Raw genomic sequence first — 18,381 nt, forward strand, 5'->3', positions numbered from 1 at the left:
TTTTTTCTGTCGAACGGTGGGAACTTCTGCCGATTTCCAAATTTGGGTAGCATAAGATGAAGGATGCTTGATAAAATGGGAATTGGTATTATTTTGAAAGTCGAATTGAAAATTTCGTTTCGTCAGTTGACAATGGGGAGAAAGGAAGTCATCACATGGGGTATCAGGAAGCATATCAACGCTGGCTGCAGGCTGAGCAGTTGGACCCAGCTTTAAAGGCCGAGTTGACGGCCATTCAAGGCAAGGAAAAAGAAATCGAGGAACGTTTTTACCAGTCCCTCGAATTCGGAACAGGCGGTTTGCGCGGCGTAATCGGCGCCGGGACCAATCGCATGAACAAATACACCGTGCGAAAAGCCACCCAAGGGCTGGCTCAATATATATCGAAGCAAGGCGAAGAGGCGAAGCAAAAAGGGGTCGTAATCGCGTACGATTCGCGGCATTTTTCCCCCGAGTTTGCCCGTGAGGCGGGACTTGTCCTCGCCCACAACGGCATCAAAGCCTACGTCTTCAAGGAACTGCGTCCAACGCCGGAACTGTCGTTTGCAGTGCGCCACCTCGGCGCGACCGCCGGGATCGTCGTTACCGCCAGCCATAACCCGCCGGAATATAACGGCTACAAAGTCTACTGGCGTGACGGTGCCCAAATCGCCACCGAACTCGCCGCAGCGATCACCGCGGAGATCGCTCAGGTGGAGAACGAGCTTGAAGTGGAGGCCGCTTCGCTTGACGAGGCCTTGGCGGATGGTCGTTTTTCCTGGATCGGGGATGAGCTGGATGATGCCTACCAGGCCAAGTTGCAGTCGCTGATTCTCCAACCCAAGGACCAAAATCGCGATTACAAAATCGTCTACACCCCGCTTCACGGTACAGGCAACAAGCCAGTGCGCCGGATCCTCGAGTCGATGGGCTTTGAGAACGTGGCGGTTGTGCCGGAGCAGGAACTCCCTGACGCCAATTTTTCCACAGTCACATCCCCGAATCCAGAGGAGCACCAGGCGTTTCGTCTGGCCATCGCGTTAGCCGAGAAAGAGGGCGCGGAACTGATCATGGGAACCGATCCCGATGCGGATCGCACAGGCGTCGTCGTGCGGGATGATCAAGGGAAGTTCGTGGTGCTGACCGGCAACCAACTGGGCGCTTTGATGCTCGATTATATTCTTTCGACGCGGTCCGCTCGCGGAGAGCTTCCTTCGAATGGGGTCGTAATCAAAACGATCGTCACTTCCGAAATTGGCGCCGCCGTCGCCTCCCGCTATGGCTTGGAGACGTTGAACACTTTGACCGGTTTTAAATTTATCGGCGAGAAAATCAAGCAGTTCGAAGAAACCGGCGAAAAGTCATTTCTCTTCGGTTATGAGGAGAGCTACGGTTATCTAGTCGGCGATTTCTGCCGTGACAAAGACGCGGTCCAGGCCTGCATGGTCGCTGCCGAGATGGGTGCCTATTATAAGAGCCAAGGGCGTACCTTATACCAAGCGCTCATGGAGCTTTTTGGGGTGGTCGGCTTTTACCGCGAAGGGCTCGTCTCTCTCACCTTGAAGGGAGTCGACGGCGTCCAACAAATTCAAGCGATGATGGAAAAACTCCGTCAACAACCGCCAACCAACATTGCCGGCATCGCCGTCCGCGAAGCCAAAGACTACAAACCCGGGATTGACGGCCTACCCCCGGCGAACGTACTCAAATACTTTTTAGCGGATGATTCCTGGTTCGCCGCCCGCCCTTCCGGAACCGAACCAAAGATCAAATTCTACTTCGGCGTCAAAGGCACCAGCCTCCAAGATTCCGAAACCCGCTTAGCAGGGTTGCAAAAATCTGTCATGGACCTCTTCCAAGGCTAAGTCAGAGTTATAAGATCAGATCACGAGGTCGCGATCACACCTGACTGAAGACATAGTCCCCCCGTATCACAAAAGCAGTCGTTGTGGTACGGGGGGTATTCTTTTTTCATCTATGTTCACTATCCCCTTGCCTCCGGTAAGAGAACTGACCCTAGTTTAACTGACCCTAGTTTTTTTCATGTTTATCCCCACTATCCCCGTGGGTCCGGGCAGCTAGTCATGACTATTGATTCTTTCCACAGCCTATGCCCACTATCCCTTTTGCTCCGGTAAGAGAACTGACCCTAGTTTTTTCATATGTTTATCCCCACTATCCCCGTGGGTCCGGGCAGCTAGTCATGACTATGGATTCTTTCCACAGCCTATGCCCACTATCCCCTTGCCTCCGGTAAGAGAACTGACCCTAGTTTTTTTTCATGTTTATTCCCACTATCCCCGTGGGTCCGGACGGGCCTGCCTTATCTGACTAAGGGGGAGAGTGGAAATAAAAGGACCCCTAGGTGTCCGGGTTCAAGCTTTAGTCCTGCGTCGACCTGACTAAAGGGGAGAGTGGTCACAGGTGAGAAAAATAAAAGGACCCCTAGGTGTCCGGGTTCAAGCTATAGTCCTGCCTCTGACCTGACTAAAGGGGAGAGTGGTCACAGGTGAGGAAAATAAAAGGACCCCTAGGTGTCCGGGTTCAAGCTATAGTCCTGCCTCTGACCTGACTAAAGGGGAGAGTGGTCACAGGTGAGAAAAATAAAAGGACCCCTAGATGTCCAGGTTCAAGCTATAGTCCTGCCTCTGACCTGACTAAAGGGGAGAGTGGTCACAGGTGTGAGAAAAATATAATGAACCAGTGAGTTCCAGATAAAGATAAGCCCATAGCAGGTCCATCCCCCCTGCCTTACAAGGCCGAGACCGTGCCTCTCCCCAATCACTTCACCATTTCAATTTAAACACAAACAGCCTTTTGGATAATTGTAATGCCTGGATCATTGGCCATAGCCCCGATAACAATGGAAAGAACACCGCCGTCGATGGGAAGTGGTTCATCACAGGCTTCCAGGAAATCGTTTGCCAAGGCAATGATATCACCAACGGTTACACAGGCGGTTGGATCGAAACCGAGGGCTAATTTTTGTGCACGAGTCAAACAGACTACGTAACGAAGGCTAACTCCACCGATATTTTCTTGGGCATTATTTATCGTCGTGGTACACAAACAGGTATTAAGCAAATTGACTACGAGTTGTCTCAGAATATTTTCTCGCACGTTCGTTTGGTCAGTACATGTGATGACCGGATTATCCATTATATTTCGCACAGCAGCTGCACAAGCCTCTGTATTAGCAGTACTAGCGGAGCAGTTATTACACGGAGCGGGATCCTCATTTAACAATGCATCAATAAACGAGGATCGCATCCGCATGCACGCAACGGCTGAGCAGATATCTGCTGCGTCAAAAGTATCTAAGTTAAAAGCCGGACCCATTCCCCCTTCAGTATAGAATCCTAAAGATCTCGGCTCAAAAAACGGACACCTAATTCCCATTTAACATTACCTCCTTTATCTCTATCCTATTAACTCTTCCATCCAAAGGTATCAGGACGAACGCTTGATTTTGCTATGCAAAAGCGGAAAGAAAATATTTAGGATTTTTATAGGGAGGAATCCAAGAGAAAGGAAGTTTTCGAGAATAGAATAAATGAAAGCTTTGCAGCAAAATGGGGAGGGGTGATTTCAATGAGAAGAAAGTCCAAAAGCAAATGGAGCAAGTATAAACTGATGCTCCAAGATAAAGAACTAGTCGCGCATTTGCCGGAGACAGAGCTGTTCACGGAAAGTATGCTTTGGCAATTTCTTGACAAATACAATCAGGTGATCGTAAAACCGAGCCGGGGGAGCAGGGGTTATGGTGTGATCCAGGTGTCTTCCCTGGGGGATGATCAATATGAAATTCATGCGGAAAATACCAGAAAAACCATAAAAGGTAGAAAAGAAACCTATGAGTATTTGGTAGCCCGCCATTTGAGAAGAAAGAAGAGATATATTGTTCAGCAAAGAATTCCTTTAGCTACCATCAATGGGTGCCCGATAGATTTGCGGGTGATGGTTCAACGCAAAAAGGGGTCCTCAGAATGGGTGGTGACAGGAAAGCTGGTCAAGGTCGCCAACCGAGGCTTCATTGTTACCAATCTAGCGAAAGCTCTTCTTCCCGTGGACCAGGCGATTTCTATGTCCTCGATAAAAGACTATCCGCTTGATAGTCTAGTAACGACAATGGACCAGATTTCTCTCCGAGCATCGGAAGAATTGGTGAAGAGCTTCCCTAACCAACGAACCATTGGCTACGACATAGGTATCGATCAAAACGGCCAAGTTTGGATCATCGAAGCCAACTTTTCCCCGATGATCTCCCTTTTCCGCAGACTGGGCGATCGTGAAATGTACCGTCGGATCAGATGGTATAAATCAGCAAACGAGTAACCCGAATCAACGGACCCATTTCCTCAATTAACGAAAAACCCCTTTTCTACGATCAACGGATCTGATGTCCGCCGCGCCCATTTTCCCACTTCTAACCGCCGCACCTGCTGAATATATTATCCATAGGACAAAGTGATGTGGGGGTGACATGTGACATGGAGGACTTTTCCTTCCTGAAGAAAATGTTTTGTGCGATTTGCCAGGAGCAGACCTGTGATTCCTGTTTTGTTCCAGAGTACACCCGTTTTCTGATGAAAATGGGGGAGCAGGAGTCCTGTGTTCTTTGCCAGCGGAAAACCCCGTACCGGGTCAGTGAGCAGATTGCACAGCGGCAATTTTATGTGGAGGGATCCGGACAGTTGTGCGAGGACTGTTACCATCAGTTGTCGGAGTAAAGCCTGCCGCAACTCTGGCGGCCACCTCGGCCACGACGGCAACCACAACGGTTGACCGGACAGACCCGGACGGATCCCCGACCCACCCGCGTCCAAAACAACACCCACCCCCCTCCCTTAGTGGAAGGGATAATGACCACAGAGCCTAGCAAAACGAACTACTTTGACAGCAGATGATGGAGGTACGCTCATGAAACGAGTAGGGATGGGACTAGCCATCTTACTGGCAATCACTTTATTGATCCCAGCAATTGTCACTTATTTCATTTCCGATGATGAAACAGATCCGACGACAGCCACCAGAACTACCACAGGGCCCCCGCCCTCGTTTGAAACGCTAAAAAACCAAATCCCAATTTCTGTCTACCGCACGGAAAGCAAGCAGGTCGAGATCTACCCCATCGAAGAATACATTACCGGCGTGGTGGCGGCGGAGATGCCCGCGGATTTTGAGATGGAAGCCTTGAAGGCGCAGGCTTTGGCGGCGCGGACGTATATTATTCGGCGAGTCGCTGAGAAGGACTTTTCAGATGTGCCGGAGAACGCTTTTGTGACCGATACCATCAAGCATCAGGTGTTCCTCGATGAGGAGCAGCGAAAAGCGGTCTGGGGTCGCGACTACACCTGGAAAGACAACAAGGTCAAGCAAGCCGTAGTGGAAACCGCGGGAAAGGTGCTGACCTATGACGGGAAGCCGATTAATGCGACGTTTTTTTCCACTAGCAATGGCTATACCGAAAACTCAGAAGAATATTGGGCAAACAAAATCCCCTACCTCCGCAGCGTCGAGGTCCCCTGGGATAAAGAGTCCCCGAAATACCAAACCAAGCTAGAGTTCCCGATCCGAGAGCTGGAGCAAAAACTGAACATCCGCGTCGCCTCAGCAGCCTCCGCGCCAACCGCTTGGTCGAAGGTGCTGGACCAGACTACAGGGAACCGGATTGGAAAAATGAAAATCGGTGAAAAAGAATTCAGCGGCCGCGAGATTCGGGAAAAGTTGGGGCTGCCGTCGTCGGCTTTTGAGTGGCAGATTCAAAACGGCAAAGTCCACATCACCGCCTTCGGCTATGGACACGGTGTCGGGATGAGCCAGTGGGGCGCCAACGGGATGGCTCAGGAAGGGAAAAAGGCGGATGAGATCGTCCAATATTTTTATAAGGGCATCGCGATCGAAGACTATCATCAGTGGGTGAAAGAGAGCTAGCGGACCAACGTCCTGGCCCCCTTTGGCCACTATCCCATCGAGTCAGCACCGCCTTGGCGGCCCGCGTTTGTCCCCAAAAAACTTTTCAAAAAAAATTAGTATAATTTTTCCGAAATTGCGCACACCCTCAGGTTTAAATCTCACCTCACCTGGACATGCTTGTTGATGAGGTGATGAATATCATGAAAGAAGAGCAAAAAAACCCAATTCAAGGTCCAAAATCTAAAGGGATATTCTCCAAAAAGTGGACCTTTCCCGTAATGTATATGGGAGCCGCAGCACTTATCCTTGCCGTAATCATGTGGTACCAAGATTCCAGTCAATTTTCGACAGGACAGGAAGATGCGGTACCTCAGGTTAGCATGGATCAGCAACAGGAGCAGACAGAACCAGCAGATTTGGCTTCAACACAGCCAGAGGCAGTACCCGTCAATCAAACCCCGCAGGGGCTAGCTTGGCCGGCTCAGGAAGATTTGAATGTAAAAGTTGTCATGAAGTTTTATGACGAAGAAGCAGCCGATGATGTGAAGGCCGCATCCTTGGTTCAGTACGAGGATACTTACTTCCCACACACCGGAATCGACCTAGCAAGCGAAGATGGCAAAACAGCTTTTGATGTTCTTGCCGCAGCCGACGGGAAAGTAACAAAGGTAGAAAAAGATCCTATGGTAGGCTACATCGTTGAGATCGAGCATGCCGATGGATTGACATCGATCTACCAAAGCGTAGATGACCTTCAAGTCGCCGTAAACGACGAAGTAGGACAAGGCGACATCCTGGCCAAAGCCGGACGCAACCTGTTTGAAAAAGATCTAGGCATCCACTTGCATTTTGAAGTGAAGGAAAATGGGCAATCCGTTGCACCAGAAAAATTCCTCGCTCAAAAGGAAGAAAAGCAAGCCCAATAAAAGATAAGTGAAGGGACCCTGTGAAAAGCGCAGGGTTCCTTTTTTTTCAGGTCACAGCCGCCTCCTGACGTGTGACCTTATTGCTGTTCTCATCGTGATGTTTGTGTTCAACGCCTCGAAGATATTTGCTGAGTACATTTTCCCTTAATAATGATATGATTTAGATAATTAACTTACTTATTGTGCTCTTGTAGATTGGGGTTGGGTTCATCATGGGGGGGATTCTCCGATTCGGGTCTCGTACGATCTTGCTTTATATAGCTGCTGCCATTGTTGTCGGTTTGGTTGCAAGCTATGCCGTCATACCTTCACCGGACACCCCTAAGATCCAAAGTGAAAAAGGCATTCTGGATTTAACACAGGTTCATGTCAGTGAGGATCCGATCAAGTTAAAAGGGGAGTGGGCGTTCTACTGGCAAGAGCTGCTGTCGCCTGTGGACATACAGATTCGTTCTGAAAGGGGCGGAAATCATGACCGTTGGATCAGCATCCCAGGCTCCTGGCTAGGCTATCGGTTAGATGGTCAGCAGCTGAAAGGTACAGGCTTTGCAAGCTTTCGGGTGGTCATTGGGCTTAGCGAGCAGGATCGGAAGGAGCGGCTTGCTCTGCGGCTGCCTACCATCTTTCATGCATATAAATTATGGGTGAATGGCGAGCTTCTGGCAGAAGTCGGTATGGTTGGTCAAGACAAGAGCAGCGTGACACCGCAGCTGGCAACGAAGTTGGTGTTCTTCCAGCCCGAGAATGACAGGGTGGAGCTCGTTATGCAAGTCGCCAACTTTCATCATATGAGAGGCGGTATTACCAAGTATATCGAGCTGGGTGGCAGTGATGTGTTAACGGTCAGGAACAATCTGAAAATCGCTGCTGAAATGTTCATCACCGCAAGCCTGCTGGTAATTGGCGTGTATCACCTGCTGTTGTTCATCCTGCGACGCAAAGACAGGGCTACATGGTATTTTGGTCTGTTCACCCTGTTGTTAGGGATCCGATCCTTGCTGGTCGGCGAGCACTTGATCACACAATTGTGGCCCGCTTTTCCATGGGGCCTGCAGTTTAAGATCGAGTACCTGATTCTTTGCAGCACGGCATACATCATCACGATGTACGCGGATTGCATCTTTCCGAATTCTGTGTCGCGTAGATTTCTGCTGGGCTCGCGGATCGTAACCGGTGCATTCTGTATCATGGTTGTGGTGACCCCTGCACTGATCTATACCAAAATGTTACCGATGATCGGTGTGATGGTTGTCCTGCATATGGTTTATCTGATGGTTGGGCTGGTCAAAGCGGCTGTGTGGCGGATGGAGGGAGCGCTCATCTTCCTGCTGGTGTCGGTAGTTGCTCTTGTTACAGTCGTCAACGATTTTTTATATTACAATGAATGGTCACGAATCGGAAATACCTCTCCGCTTGGTCTGTTGGTGTTTACGATCGCACAGATTATTTTGCTTTCTTCGAGATTTACCAGGGCGGCATCGAACGAGGAGAAGTTTGCATGTGAGCTGCAGGACGCGAACAACAAGCTGACCGAAATGAATCTGAATTTGGAACAGACCGTGCAGGAACGCACACAGGCCTTATCCGCAGCACATGATGATCTCCGCACTTCGTATGACCGGCTGCTGCACTCCGAGCAAGGGAGGAAGAAGCTCCTTGCCTATATTACGCATGATCTGCGTATGCCGCTGTCCAGCATGCTTGGTTATGTAGAAGCTGTGCAGGACAGGGTCAAACCGGAACGGAATGAACAGTACCTGAAGTATATCCGGGATAACACGATAAGGATTAACCGCATGATCGAGGAGTTGTCCTTCTTGTCGCATTTGGAGACAGGACAAGTCTCGTACCGGATGGAGCCGGTTCCTGTGATTCCCTTCTTGCGTGGTTTCTTTGAACAATATGAGCTGGTTGTGCGTGACGCAGGGTTGGATTTCATCCTGGATATCGGAGATGTGGAAGATCAACGATCTAACTTGCCTGTTGTCGAGATGGATACGCAAATATTTGGGCGGGCGTTGTTCAATCTCGTGTCGAACGCCATGAAGTTCACCCCTAAAGGTGGGGTGGTGCGTATGGTGCTAGCTGTGGACAGGGTGAATCATACCCGCTATGCGATCATTAGCGTACAAGATTCTGGCACGGGTATTCCTCCGAATCAGCTCGAGAAAATCTTCGATCGCAATTACAGGTATGATCGACCGGGCGTGGAGAAGGAAGTGGAGGGCAGTGGACTCGGGCTGGCGATTTGCAGGGAAATCGTACAAGCGCATGGAGGGACGGTTCGAGCGGAGAGCGACGGCAAGACGGGGGCGATATTCTATGTATTGCTTCCTTGTATTGGAAATGAAGGAAGGTGACGGTGAGGTGGACACTTACAAAATATTGATCGTCGATGATGATCCCCATATCTGCGAGATTGTTCAGGTGTATTGCGAAAGGGAGGGGTTCATAACCTCCTACAGTCATAGCGGGACAGAAGCCATGAAGCTGCTTGCGTCTTTCGAGCCGGATTTGATTGTACTGGATATCCTGCTGGCTAATGAAAACGGCATTGATTGGTGCATCAACGCACGTAGCTACACGAATGCGCCGATCGTGTTTCTGAGCAGCCGTGAGGAAGATGAGGTGAAAATCAGCGCATTATCCTATGGCGGCGACGATTATGTGACCAAGCCGTTCAGTCCGGGAGTACTCATGGCCAAGATCAAGGCCCATCTTCGCAGAGTGTCGACGGGCAGAAAGGAACAACTACTAGAGTTACCGGGTTTGACGCTGGATTTCTACGCACAGTCCGTCAACATGGGGAGTGAAACCATCTTTTTATCGAAAAAAGAGTTCAGTCTACTGTCCTATATGGCACAAAACGTGAATCGTGTCGTCAGTGTCGATGCGTTGTTTCAGCTCGTCTGGGGAATGGAGAGTCTGGAGGATACGAGAACGGTCGCTGTACACATCAGTAATTTACGCAAAAAAATTGAGGCTGACCCTGCCAATCCTGAGAGAATCATTACGATTCGGGGGACCGGATATATGTTGGTTGCCAGAAGTGCGGCGTTGCTAGCGAGAACATAGCGTTAAGGTTGAGTGGGTTCACTCCAGCTACAGTGACCGAAAGATATAAATAGCGGCGAAGGATCACCCCCTTACGCCGCTATTTTTCTCGCTCGAGATTTGCTTTGTTTAATTTGGAAAACGGTCAACAACATCTTGGATATCTTGTTTAGTAGACATAGGCGTTCCCGATCCAAAAGGATCCACGGACTCCTGATAGGCCAAATCAAGTTCATCTAAGATCGCATCTAAATTAGAAGCATCTACTCCGGTAATACCAGCGCCAGCGAATACCTCTACGGTAGGGCGATCACCGTAATGTCTTAAATAATCATAGATTGCTTCTACCATCATATTTTGAATCATTGCGTTAACAATCGCTTGAATCTTATCCAATGTTCTTGGAAGTGGTGATTGTGTTGTTATATCAGGATCCATCAAGTAGTATTTGACGTTGAATAGGTTCTCATATGTAACACCCGTTACACCCGCATTAGCAAAAGTTATCACATCAACACCGTCCCATATGCCCGACTCCGATGCAGCATTGATCAAATCTAGTGGCGATTTGGAAAATGCAGGCATTATAGGACCTACTGGATTACTTTCTTCTGGTGTTCCTTCTAGAGTTCCTGTACTTGCCAGCGGGGTCACTTCAAAACTGATATACTTTCCTATATCCTCATCTGTTAAAGTATATTCACTTGATGTCGCCCCATCTATGGCTACCTTGTTTGTTCCAGTTGCATCATCGGCACGAAACCATTTAAATGTAGATATTCCCTGTGTGTCATTTTCAATATCTATATAAGTATAGACTCCATATAGGGTTTGTCCAAGTTGCGGTGTTCCACTGATTCCAACATCTGTTGCTGTTGGTGCCTGGTTAGGTATCGGGTGAACAATCACATTAAATGATATACTTACCTCTCCTCCGTTACCATCATAAGCTGTTACAGTAACTAAGGCTGTTCCTGCACCTTCACCTCTAATGTAAAAACCACCGTCATCATAACCGTAAACTACATCTTCATCGCTTGAAATGATCTCGTATGTAAGATCGTCCTCATCTTTATCAGAAAAAAGAAAATCTAAATGAGGGGCTATAAGGACTCTTTCGCCAATAGTTATTATTTGTTCAGTTATTTCATCCCCTATAAATATAGGATCATGATTAACTGGTTGTGGGAAGCCGACATAAACAATGAATTCAGTGGATACTATGCCATTCTTTTCATCATTTGCTGTTACGGAAATGGTTGCTGTCCCTTGATTAAGAGGTGTAAGTTTAATCTTGTTCAAACCATTCTCTGAATAAACCTCTGCTGTAACAGTCTCTTCATCATCTGAAACTACAGAATAAGATAATTCATCTCCATCAGGATCTGTAAAGTGATTGTCTATTTCAACATATACTATATTACCTACATTTAGTTCCCGATCTGCAAATTCGCTAACCACTTGAGGAGAACGATTAACCGGTTGTGGAAAGCCGACATTAACACGGAATGCAGTGGATACCCTACCATTCTTTTCATCATTTGCTGTTATAGCTATGATTGCTGTCCCTTGATTAAGAGGTGTAAGTTTAATCTTGTTCAAACCATTCTCTGAATACAACGCTGATGTAACGATCTCTACATTATCTGAGGCTACGGAATAAGATAATACATCTCCATCAGGATCACTAAAATGATCGTCTATTTCAACATATTCTATATTCCCTATAGTAAGCTCCTGATCAGTAAATTCGCTAACCACTAGAGGTGAACGATTTACTGGTGTATTATCATTATCATCATTACTGTCGCTACTTCCCCCTCCCCTACCTGAACCACTGCCCGAAGGTGATGAAGGATTTATTTTTTCAGTTTCAATTTCTTTAAAAGATCCATTAGAAGTCTTATTCTTTTTATACTCTACGCGGATCTTACCTTCAGAAGGCAGGTTTTCTACTTTAATAGTAACGCTTTTCTTATCTTCAGAAAGATTTACATTCTCTATGGTAATAACATTTCCATTCTCGTCTATTAAAACGAAGTCCTCAGGCGATAACTCCAGAAGTTCTTTTGTAAAAGTTACTGTTACGGTTCTGTTGTCAACCTGTGTAAGAGTATCTATTTTCGGACTAATTTCATCTTGAGCCTTTAAAAACTTTGACGAAACGAGTGCCACAGCTTGTCTCTCTGCATTCCCTGATGGATTAAAGGTACCATCACTGTTTCCGGTAATTAACCCTAATTCCACCGCTGCAGCTACAGAATCTTTTGCATAATCAGCTATTGAAGCTGCATCATTAAATTTAAATTCACTGGCTTTCCCAGCTGCATCTACACCGAGGGCCCTTACAAAGAGTACAGCCATATCTTGACGAGAAAGATTAGCTCCGCTACCAAATTCCCCATTTCCTACCCCTTTTATCAAGCCAGCCTTCGCAGCAGCCTCCACATATTTGTATGCATAATGAGTAGTTGGAACATCAGAGAACGTAGCTGTTGCTGGAGCACTAGAAATATCAAGGTTGAGCGCTTTCGCAAGGATGATAGCAAAATCCTGACGTTCGATCTTTCCAGTTGGATCAAAGTTTCCGTCTCCTTTACCGTTGATAATCCCTTTATTCACGAGATCTTGAATAGCATCTTTTGCATAGGAGCCTTCAATATCAGTTAAACTGGTAGATGCATACGCCGAAAGTGTAAAGGAAATTAAAAGTGCTGCTGTAGTTAGCATACTAGCAATTTTCTTCTTAACCAAAATGTGATCCCTCCAATACCATCTTTAATTTAATATAACGCTGTTTTTGGGGTGCGAAAATTGTCAATATTTGCGTTTCCACTAAAGCAGTATAGTACATTCGTACGGCTCTTTCAATTGAAATTCCCCTCTATATAGTTCTAAATCCCTGGAAGGGCTGCGCAATCGTCGTCACCAAATATTGCACAGACGCTGTTGCCGGAGTTGTAGCCGAATCCGTCGTAGTGATCGTGGTCGGCTCGCTGAGATCCGTCGTATAGTACACCACCGCAGATGCGGTCGCCGAAGTCAAAGAGACTTGCATTCCCGATGCCACAGCACCGCCATCAATAATCCGACAATTTTTTCCCTCATCGTTTGTCCCCCTGAAGTATGATATATGATATTGATTTTCCGAATTCGATTATAGCATGGTAGATTAGTCCATCTATGGAATATAAAGAAAACTTTAAGATCGCGCTTGTGGTACACTTCTGAAAACTAGCATATAGGTTGGTCCCCTTCTTGTAGACCCTCCGTTCACTCAACCTCCGCTCAGGAAAACCGCACAGAAAAAAGCACCATATGCCATGATCGTGTGCGTATGCGTGTGACCCTACGTTTCTAGTTCCTATGGTCACTATCCCCTTGGTTCAGAGAGACTGTGTGACCTTGTTTATCTGATCCCTGTGATCACTATCCCTTTTGTTCAGAAGGGCTGGGCACCCTCGTTTTTCTAAAAGTTAGATAGAGCAGGCGGCAATTGCGAATGCAATCTGCCAATTCAGGTGGGTATCTGATGGAGATTGGAGTTGTTTTGGTCCTCGGTATCCCCGATGATCCGGATCATCCCATCCTTTACACCCAGAAAACATCACTTCAGCTCGCAAAACCAGAGGGCCAGGTCACAAAATCAGGGGTTTAGGTCACGGGAAATAGGATTCAGGTTACGGGAAATGAAATCCTGCTCCCATTGGAGGAATGATTACAAATAAATACCCCCGCCGGTATAATGGAAAAGAATCACTAATCATGATAAAGGGAGAAATTACACCTATTCTCAGGAATCAATTTCTCCCCTTATTTATTCATAAATTGGACCGGATAAAGGATAAGGTGGAAAAAGTCCCCTTATTTTTAAACAATTTTAGAATCCCAGCAAATTACTTTAATCCAGTACAAAACTTACGGGTATAATACTTTTCCCGCGTTTATGTCCACTATCCCCACCCTTCAGTGAGGCAGGAAAACCTCAGTAGCCCCCACTCCTCTCCCCACTATCCCCGCAACTCAGAGATTTGATGTTCAATCTGCTAAAAAAGAGGCTATACTATATTTATAGAATCTAGTGAAAGGGTGAGGGGGATGTACCAAAAAATTCTACTGGCAGTCGATGGTTCGGAACATGCGTCGCGTGCGGCGATGAGGGCACTGCACCTGGTGAAGGAGCTCAAAAATTCGACCATTACCATCTGCTATGTGAGTAAGGAGGGGCCTACCAAGTCGCAGCTCCTCGAATCCCATTTTGATGTCACAAGCGTCCTCGGCCAAAAGGCTTACCAAGTTATTCAAGCGAGTTTACAAGCTTTCGATCGGGAGGGAGTGCCTTATCGGTTGGAGGTCCTTTGGGGAGAGCCGGCCTATGAAATCGTGGAACTGAGCAGAATCGGCAGTTACGACCTGATCATATTGGGAAGCAGAGGACTTGGGAGATTTACGGGGGTGTTTTTGGGAAGCGTCAGCCAGCGGGTGCTGCAGGAGGCCCCATGCCCGGTGATGATTGTGAAGTAAAAAGGGTGGAACCGAAGAAAACGGGCATTGCTTCAGGATGAAGGCTTACAAATTATAATGATGATAAGCGTCGATTCGCATCGTAATAGAATCACGCTTTTTTCTTTTTGTATTTTGATGCCTCTGTATTAGCTCCTTATCAATAGATACTTCGATAATATTGAACCAGCGTTCCATTTAGATAATGTTACAATATGTATGTTGAGTAAATAAAGAGATGGTGCTTTAAGAAACTCTTCCTAAGTTTACCGATTATTTTGATTTTGTTAAAAATAATAATTATAATGGTTAGTACATAGATTACCTATGTCTAAATTAGTATGATTGTTGGAAAGGTGCTGTTCAATATGAAATGGGAGGAAGTTCGTGTACAATACCCTGAGCAGTGGGTACTTGTTGAAGCCATCTCTGCCTATTCGAAAGATTCAACTCGACATATTGAAGAGGTAGCGGTGATTTCTAGTTTTACTGATTCAACCCTTGCCTGGAAGGAATACAAGAAACTACATTTAGCAGATCGATCTCGAGAATACTATATTTTTCATACTGATCATAAAACGATTGAAGTTGAGGAACAAAAATTTGTTGGGGTCAGGAGAAGATTTCAATGAAGATAATCATGAAGGAAGGGTTGCCTATAGTCTCCCTAACTCTTAGGTACCAAGGGGGAAATATGTGTTTAGACAATATATTGCTAGATACAGGTTGCGCAACTACTATCTTTGATACGGATGAAGTGGAACCTATTGGACTTGTCATTGATCGTGCCAATGAAAGACCGAAACGAATGTATGGGGTTGGTGGAGAAAGTGAATTGTGTTATGAACAAGTAGTTTCGGATCTAGTGATCGATGATTGTTTGCTCCATCGTTTTCCACTTCAGCTTGGTATAACAAAGGAAACATATGGATTTAATGGAATTCTTGGTGCCGACTTTATGATGAAAACTGGGTTGATTGTTGATTTCCATGAAATGTTAACAAGAAAAAAGAAATAACCAATGGGATTCTAGATATATCTATCCGCCTCACACCCCCCGAGCCAAAGAGATAGTACTCACAAAGAATGGCCATTACCATCCCCTTACCCAAAGGGATAGTGCCCACAGGCCCAACAAAAGAACATCCACCCCCTTGACCGAGCCCCCACCCGACCAAAGCACCTCCTGACGCAAAGGGATAATGCCCACAGGTCTAACAAAAGAAACCCCACTCCTCGACCTGCCACCCCGCCTGACCCCTCACCCAAGCCCCCAAATCCCTCCAAAACAGCTTGTATCAGCCAAAAATTCTCGATTATCTAAGCAATTCTCGAATATATGCGTCCCTCCCTCAATATAATGTATCAGACTATTCCTAACAGGGAGGCGAGGGGAGTGCACGATTACATCAAAGAGCGCACCATCAAGATCGGTCGCTACATAGTGGAAACGCGCAACACCGTCCGTAAGATTGCCAAAGAATTTGGCGTATCGAAAAGCACTGTGCACAAAGATTTAACGGAACGACTGCCCGAGATCAACCCCGAATTGGCTAATAAAGTTAAGGAAATCCTGGAGTATCACAAATCGATTCGTCATCTTCGCGGAGGAGAAGCGACCAAAATCAAGTACAAGCGAAAAGCGAAAGGTGGCCACACCAGCAAAAAGGGAACTTCTGAAGAATTAGCCTAAGAGGCGGATGAGGAGCGAGCGAGAACAAAACGGAAAACCGAAAGCCGAAAACTGGAAACTGAAAGCGGAACTAAAATGGGACCGAAAGTGGAAAGAATGTTGGAAAAAAAGTCAGACCCACAGCCGCAACGAAAAGACAGCAGCGCAACACTACGAAAAATGTCGAAAGAACAAAAAGGAATTCCTTAATTCATACCGAAAATATATCCATAGCTTTGTCACTTACGCTATAATAGCATTCATATAGATGAACCAGTACAGGGAGGACCTTGCATGTTAGGGAAGGATATCGGAATCGATTTAGGAACAGCGAACGTATTAATTTATGTCAAAGGACGAGGCATCGTGCTCGATGAGCCATCGGTGGTAGCAATCGACAGCCAGACGAAAAAAGTGCTAGCCGTAGGGGACGAAGCGTATCGGATGGTCGGAAGAACACCTGGAAACATCGTCGCAACACGGCCACTGCGAGATGGGGTGATTGCGGATTTTGAGATAACCGAAGCGATGCTGAAGCATTTTATTGCCAAGATCGGCGTGAAGAGCTTTTTTGTGAAACCACGCATCCTCATTTGCTGCCCAACGAACATCACTTCTGTCGAGCAGAAAGCCATCCGGGAAGCCGCAGAGCGGAGCGGGGCAAGATCCGTCTATCTGGAAGAAGAGCCGAAAGTAGCAGCGATTGGAGCAGGCATGGAAATCTTTGAACCTAGCGGCAACATGGTAGTAGATATTGGCGGAGGGACGACCGATGTGGCTGTTTTGTCCATGGGAGATATCGTCACCGCCTCTTCTATTAAAATCGCAGGGGACAAGTTCGACATTGACATCATGCGCTTTATCAAAAATAAGTACAAGCTTATGATCGGAGAACGCACGGCAGAGGATATCAAAAAGCAGATCGGAACGGTTTTCCCAGGAGGACGAAAGGATGAAATGGAAATTCGCGGACGCGACATGGTCACGGGACTCCCGCAAACCATCACGGTGACCTCCGCAGAGGTACAGGAATCCCTCGAAGAATCGATCTCCTCGATTGTACAAGCCTCGAAGAACGTTTTAGAGAGAACACCGCCAGAGCTTTCCGCAGATATCATCGACAAAGGCGTCATGCTGACCGGTGGAGGAGCGCTGCTTCACGGATTGGACAAGCTTCTTGCCGAAGAGTTGAAAGTCCCCGTGCTCGTTGCCGATGAGCCGATGAGCTGCGTGGCAAAGGGAACCGGAATGATGCTTGATTACCTAGACCGGGGCAAGCGAAAATCGATATAATAAAGGGGAAGAACAAACAAAGAAAAGGGAGTCAAACGGATGGCAGAGCAAGAGTTTACAACGCATAACGAAAACGAACAACCGAAAAGACGGAGAACACGCGAGAGAAAACGGGAGAGTAAACGCAAAGAGGGTAAATCCTTCCCTTGGTACGGCAAGCTGGGTGTTGCCGTTGTCCTCATCGGCCTATCTCTGCTGATCGGTTTAGGTGTCGGCTATAGTGTCGTAGGCGATGGCCAGCTCGGCGATGCGTTCAGCTTTCAAACTTACAAACATATGTATGATTTGGTGTTTACAATCAAGTAAATGTGGAAGGGTACTGGAGACAGTACTCTTTTCTTTTGTGTATAGAGGGTAATCTCCCAGTGGTCAGGAGTCTGGGGTTAGGGCTGGGGATTAGATCTATGCTCACTCATAGGTGTTCGGCTGTTCTCTCCGTGTGCAGGTGGGCCTTGTCGCCGGGATATGCTAGCTTCTCTTCTTGTGCCTTAAGGGGAGGGTTGGGGAGGAGACTGGGGTAATCAGAGTGAGGGGGTATTAACATAGATTAACGAATTAAGGAGGCAGCCGGCTAGTCGGGAGAAAACAAATAAGTGGTTATGAAGAAGGGGATGCTTGAGGACTAATTCTGACAGGGTGAGGTGGAAAAAGGGATATGCCTGACCGAATCCGGGGGTCATTCTGACAGGGTGAGGTGGGAAAAGGGATATGCCAGACCGAATCCGGGGGTCATTCAGACAGGGTGGGATGGGAAAAGAGGTAAGCCCGACCGAATCCGGAGCTGATTCTGACAGGGTGGGATGGGAAAAGAGGTAAGCCCGACCGAATCCGGAGCTGATTCTGACAGGGTGAGGTGGGAAAAGAGTTTTGCCTGACCGAATCCGGGGGTAATTCTGACAGGGTGGGATGGAAAAAGGGTTATGCCTGACCGAATCCGGAGCTAATTCTGACAGGGTGGGATGGGAAAAGAGGTAAGCCCGACCGAATCCGGAGCTGATTCTGACAGGGTGAGGTGGGAAAAGAGTTTTGCCTGACCGA

Annotated in this window: 17 protein-coding genes; 14 read left to right on the forward strand and 3 right to left on the reverse strand. The window is 47.2% G+C overall.

Annotation, left to right across the window (positions count from 1 at the left end; genetic code table 11):
* Positions 1-155: 155 nt before the first annotated feature.
* The gene (locus J2Z37_RS23530; protein ID WP_209812780.1) at positions 156-1,844 is read left to right on the forward strand and encodes a phospho-sugar mutase; all 1,689 of its coding nucleotides are present in this window, start codon (positions 156-158) and stop codon (positions 1,842-1,844) included.
* A gap of 934 nt (positions 1,845-2,778) precedes the next feature.
* Here the strand turns inward: J2Z37_RS23530 and J2Z37_RS23535 are convergent.
* On the reverse strand, positions 2,779-3,378 hold the full coding sequence (locus J2Z37_RS23535) for a hypothetical protein (protein WP_209812781.1): 600 nt from the start codon (positions 3,376-3,378) through the stop codon (positions 2,779-2,781).
* 192 nt (positions 3,379-3,570) lie between these two features.
* Between J2Z37_RS23535 and J2Z37_RS23540 the strand changes: the two genes are divergently transcribed.
* The 6 genes from J2Z37_RS23540 to J2Z37_RS23565 all read left to right on the forward strand — a co-directional run bounded on the left by J2Z37_RS23540 (position 3,571) and on the right by J2Z37_RS23565 (position 9,896).
* Positions 3,571-4,314, forward strand: a complete 744-nt coding sequence (locus J2Z37_RS23540) for a YheC/YheD family protein (RefSeq protein ID WP_209812782.1) — start codon at positions 3,571-3,573, stop codon at positions 4,312-4,314.
* A gap of 155 nt (positions 4,315-4,469) precedes the next feature.
* Complete coding sequence (locus tag J2Z37_RS23545) at positions 4,470-4,709, forward strand: hypothetical protein (RefSeq protein WP_209812783.1); 240 nt, start codon at positions 4,470-4,472, stop codon at positions 4,707-4,709.
* 190 nt (positions 4,710-4,899) lie between these two features.
* Positions 4,900-5,913 carry a stage II sporulation protein D gene (spoIID, locus tag J2Z37_RS23550; protein WP_209812784.1) on the forward strand — a complete coding sequence of 338 codons (1,014 nt, stop codon included), beginning with the start codon at positions 4,900-4,902 and terminating at the stop codon, positions 5,911-5,913.
* A 182-nt stretch (positions 5,914-6,095) separates the two neighbouring features.
* Positions 6,096-6,821, forward strand: a complete 726-nt coding sequence (locus J2Z37_RS23555) for a M23 family metallopeptidase (RefSeq protein WP_209812785.1) — start codon at positions 6,096-6,098, stop codon at positions 6,819-6,821.
* 248 nt (positions 6,822-7,069) lie between these two features.
* Positions 7,070-9,181 carry a sensor histidine kinase gene (locus J2Z37_RS23560; protein WP_245204202.1) on the forward strand — a complete coding sequence of 704 codons (2,112 nt, stop codon included), beginning with the start codon at positions 7,070-7,072 and terminating at the stop codon, positions 9,179-9,181.
* Complete coding sequence (locus J2Z37_RS23565) at positions 9,168-9,896, forward strand: response regulator transcription factor (protein ID WP_245204207.1); 729 nt, start codon at positions 9,168-9,170, stop codon at positions 9,894-9,896. The genes J2Z37_RS23560 and J2Z37_RS23565 overlap by 14 nt, the downstream gene beginning before the upstream one ends.
* A 108-nt stretch (positions 9,897-10,004) precedes the next feature.
* Here the strand turns inward: J2Z37_RS23565 and J2Z37_RS23570 are convergent, their stop codons facing one another.
* Positions 10,005-12,629 (reverse strand): S-layer homology domain-containing protein, encoded by a 2,625-nt coding sequence (locus tag J2Z37_RS23570; protein ID WP_209812787.1) that lies wholly within the window; start codon positions 12,627-12,629, stop codon positions 10,005-10,007.
* Positions 12,630-12,759: 130 nt separating this feature from the next.
* Entirely contained in the window at positions 12,760-12,945 is a 186-nt protein-coding gene (locus tag J2Z37_RS23575; protein WP_342453877.1) for a chitobiase/beta-hexosaminidase C-terminal domain-containing protein, read from the reverse strand.
* A gap of 432 nt (positions 12,946-13,377) precedes the next feature.
* On the opposite strand from J2Z37_RS23575, the gene J2Z37_RS23580 reads away from it, so the two are divergent.
* The 7 genes from J2Z37_RS23580 (at position 13,378) to J2Z37_RS23610 (ending at position 17,649) form a co-directional block, all read left to right on the forward strand.
* Positions 13,378-13,533 carry a hypothetical protein gene (locus tag J2Z37_RS23580; RefSeq protein WP_209812789.1) on the forward strand — a complete coding sequence of 52 codons (156 nt, stop codon included), beginning with the start codon at positions 13,378-13,380 and terminating at the stop codon, positions 13,531-13,533.
* Positions 13,534-13,973: 440 nt separating this feature from the next.
* Positions 13,974-14,399 carry a universal stress protein gene (locus J2Z37_RS23585; RefSeq protein ID WP_209812790.1) on the forward strand — a complete coding sequence of 142 codons (426 nt, stop codon included), beginning with the start codon at positions 13,974-13,976 and terminating at the stop codon, positions 14,397-14,399.
* Between the two features lie 320 nt (positions 14,400-14,719).
* Positions 14,720-15,010 carry a hypothetical protein gene (locus tag J2Z37_RS23590; RefSeq protein ID WP_342453878.1) on the forward strand — a complete coding sequence of 97 codons (291 nt, stop codon included), beginning with the start codon at positions 14,720-14,722 and terminating at the stop codon, positions 15,008-15,010.
* A complete protein-coding gene (locus J2Z37_RS23595; RefSeq protein ID WP_209812791.1) occupies positions 15,007-15,396 on the forward strand; it encodes a pepsin/retropepsin-like aspartic protease family protein in 390 nt (129 codons plus the stop codon). The genes J2Z37_RS23590 and J2Z37_RS23595 overlap by 4 nt, the downstream gene beginning before the upstream one ends.
* 378 nt (positions 15,397-15,774) lie before the next feature.
* Positions 15,775-16,071, forward strand: a complete 297-nt coding sequence (spoIIID, locus tag J2Z37_RS23600; RefSeq protein WP_209812792.1) for a sporulation transcriptional regulator SpoIIID — start codon at positions 15,775-15,777, stop codon at positions 16,069-16,071.
* A 273-nt stretch (positions 16,072-16,344) separates the two neighbouring features.
* Positions 16,345-17,343, forward strand: coding sequence for a rod shape-determining protein (gene mreB, locus J2Z37_RS23605; RefSeq protein WP_209812793.1), 999 nt, complete (start codon positions 16,345-16,347; stop codon positions 17,341-17,343).
* A 39-nt stretch (positions 17,344-17,382) separates the two neighbouring features.
* Entirely contained in the window at positions 17,383-17,649 is a 267-nt protein-coding gene (locus tag J2Z37_RS23610) for a DNA-directed RNA polymerase subunit beta (RefSeq protein WP_209812794.1), read from the forward strand.
* The last annotated feature ends 732 nt before the right edge of the window (positions 17,650-18,381 follow it).

The sequence above is a fragment of the Ammoniphilus resinae genome, from assembly GCF_017873965.1.
GTDB classification, from domain to species: domain Bacteria; phylum Bacillota; class Bacilli; order Aneurinibacillales; family RAOX-1; genus Ammoniphilus_A; species Ammoniphilus_A resinae.

Coding starts and splice junctions, on each gene's coding strand:
- J2Z37_RS23530 (WP_209812780.1), top strand. CDS start 156: ATGGGGTATCAGGAAGCATATCAACGCTGGCTGCAGGCTGAGCAGTTG.
- J2Z37_RS23535 (WP_209812781.1), bottom strand. CDS start 3,378: ATGGGAATTAGGTGTCCGTTTTTTGAGCCGAGATCTTTAGGATTCTAT.
- J2Z37_RS23540 (WP_209812782.1), top strand. CDS start 3,571: ATGAGAAGAAAGTCCAAAAGCAAATGGAGCAAGTATAAACTGATGCTC.
- J2Z37_RS23545 (WP_209812783.1), top strand. CDS start 4,470: ATGGAGGACTTTTCCTTCCTGAAGAAAATGTTTTGTGCGATTTGCCAG.
- spoIID (WP_209812784.1), top strand. CDS start 4,900: ATGAAACGAGTAGGGATGGGACTAGCCATCTTACTGGCAATCACTTTA.
- J2Z37_RS23555 (WP_209812785.1), top strand. CDS start 6,096: ATGAAAGAAGAGCAAAAAAACCCAATTCAAGGTCCAAAATCTAAAGGG.
- J2Z37_RS23565 (WP_245204207.1), top strand. CDS start 9,168: ATGAAGGAAGGTGACGGTGAGGTGGACACTTACAAAATATTGATCGTC.
- J2Z37_RS23580 (WP_209812789.1), top strand. CDS start 13,378: ATGCAATCTGCCAATTCAGGTGGGTATCTGATGGAGATTGGAGTTGTT.
- J2Z37_RS23585 (WP_209812790.1), top strand. CDS start 13,974: ATGTACCAAAAAATTCTACTGGCAGTCGATGGTTCGGAACATGCGTCG.
- J2Z37_RS23590 (WP_342453878.1), top strand. CDS start 14,720: ATGATTGTTGGAAAGGTGCTGTTCAATATGAAATGGGAGGAAGTTCGT.
- J2Z37_RS23595 (WP_209812791.1), top strand. CDS start 15,007: ATGAAGATAATCATGAAGGAAGGGTTGCCTATAGTCTCCCTAACTCTT.
- mreB (WP_209812793.1), top strand. CDS start 16,345: ATGTTAGGGAAGGATATCGGAATCGATTTAGGAACAGCGAACGTATTA.
- J2Z37_RS23610 (WP_209812794.1), top strand. CDS start 17,383: ATGGCAGAGCAAGAGTTTACAACGCATAACGAAAACGAACAACCGAAA.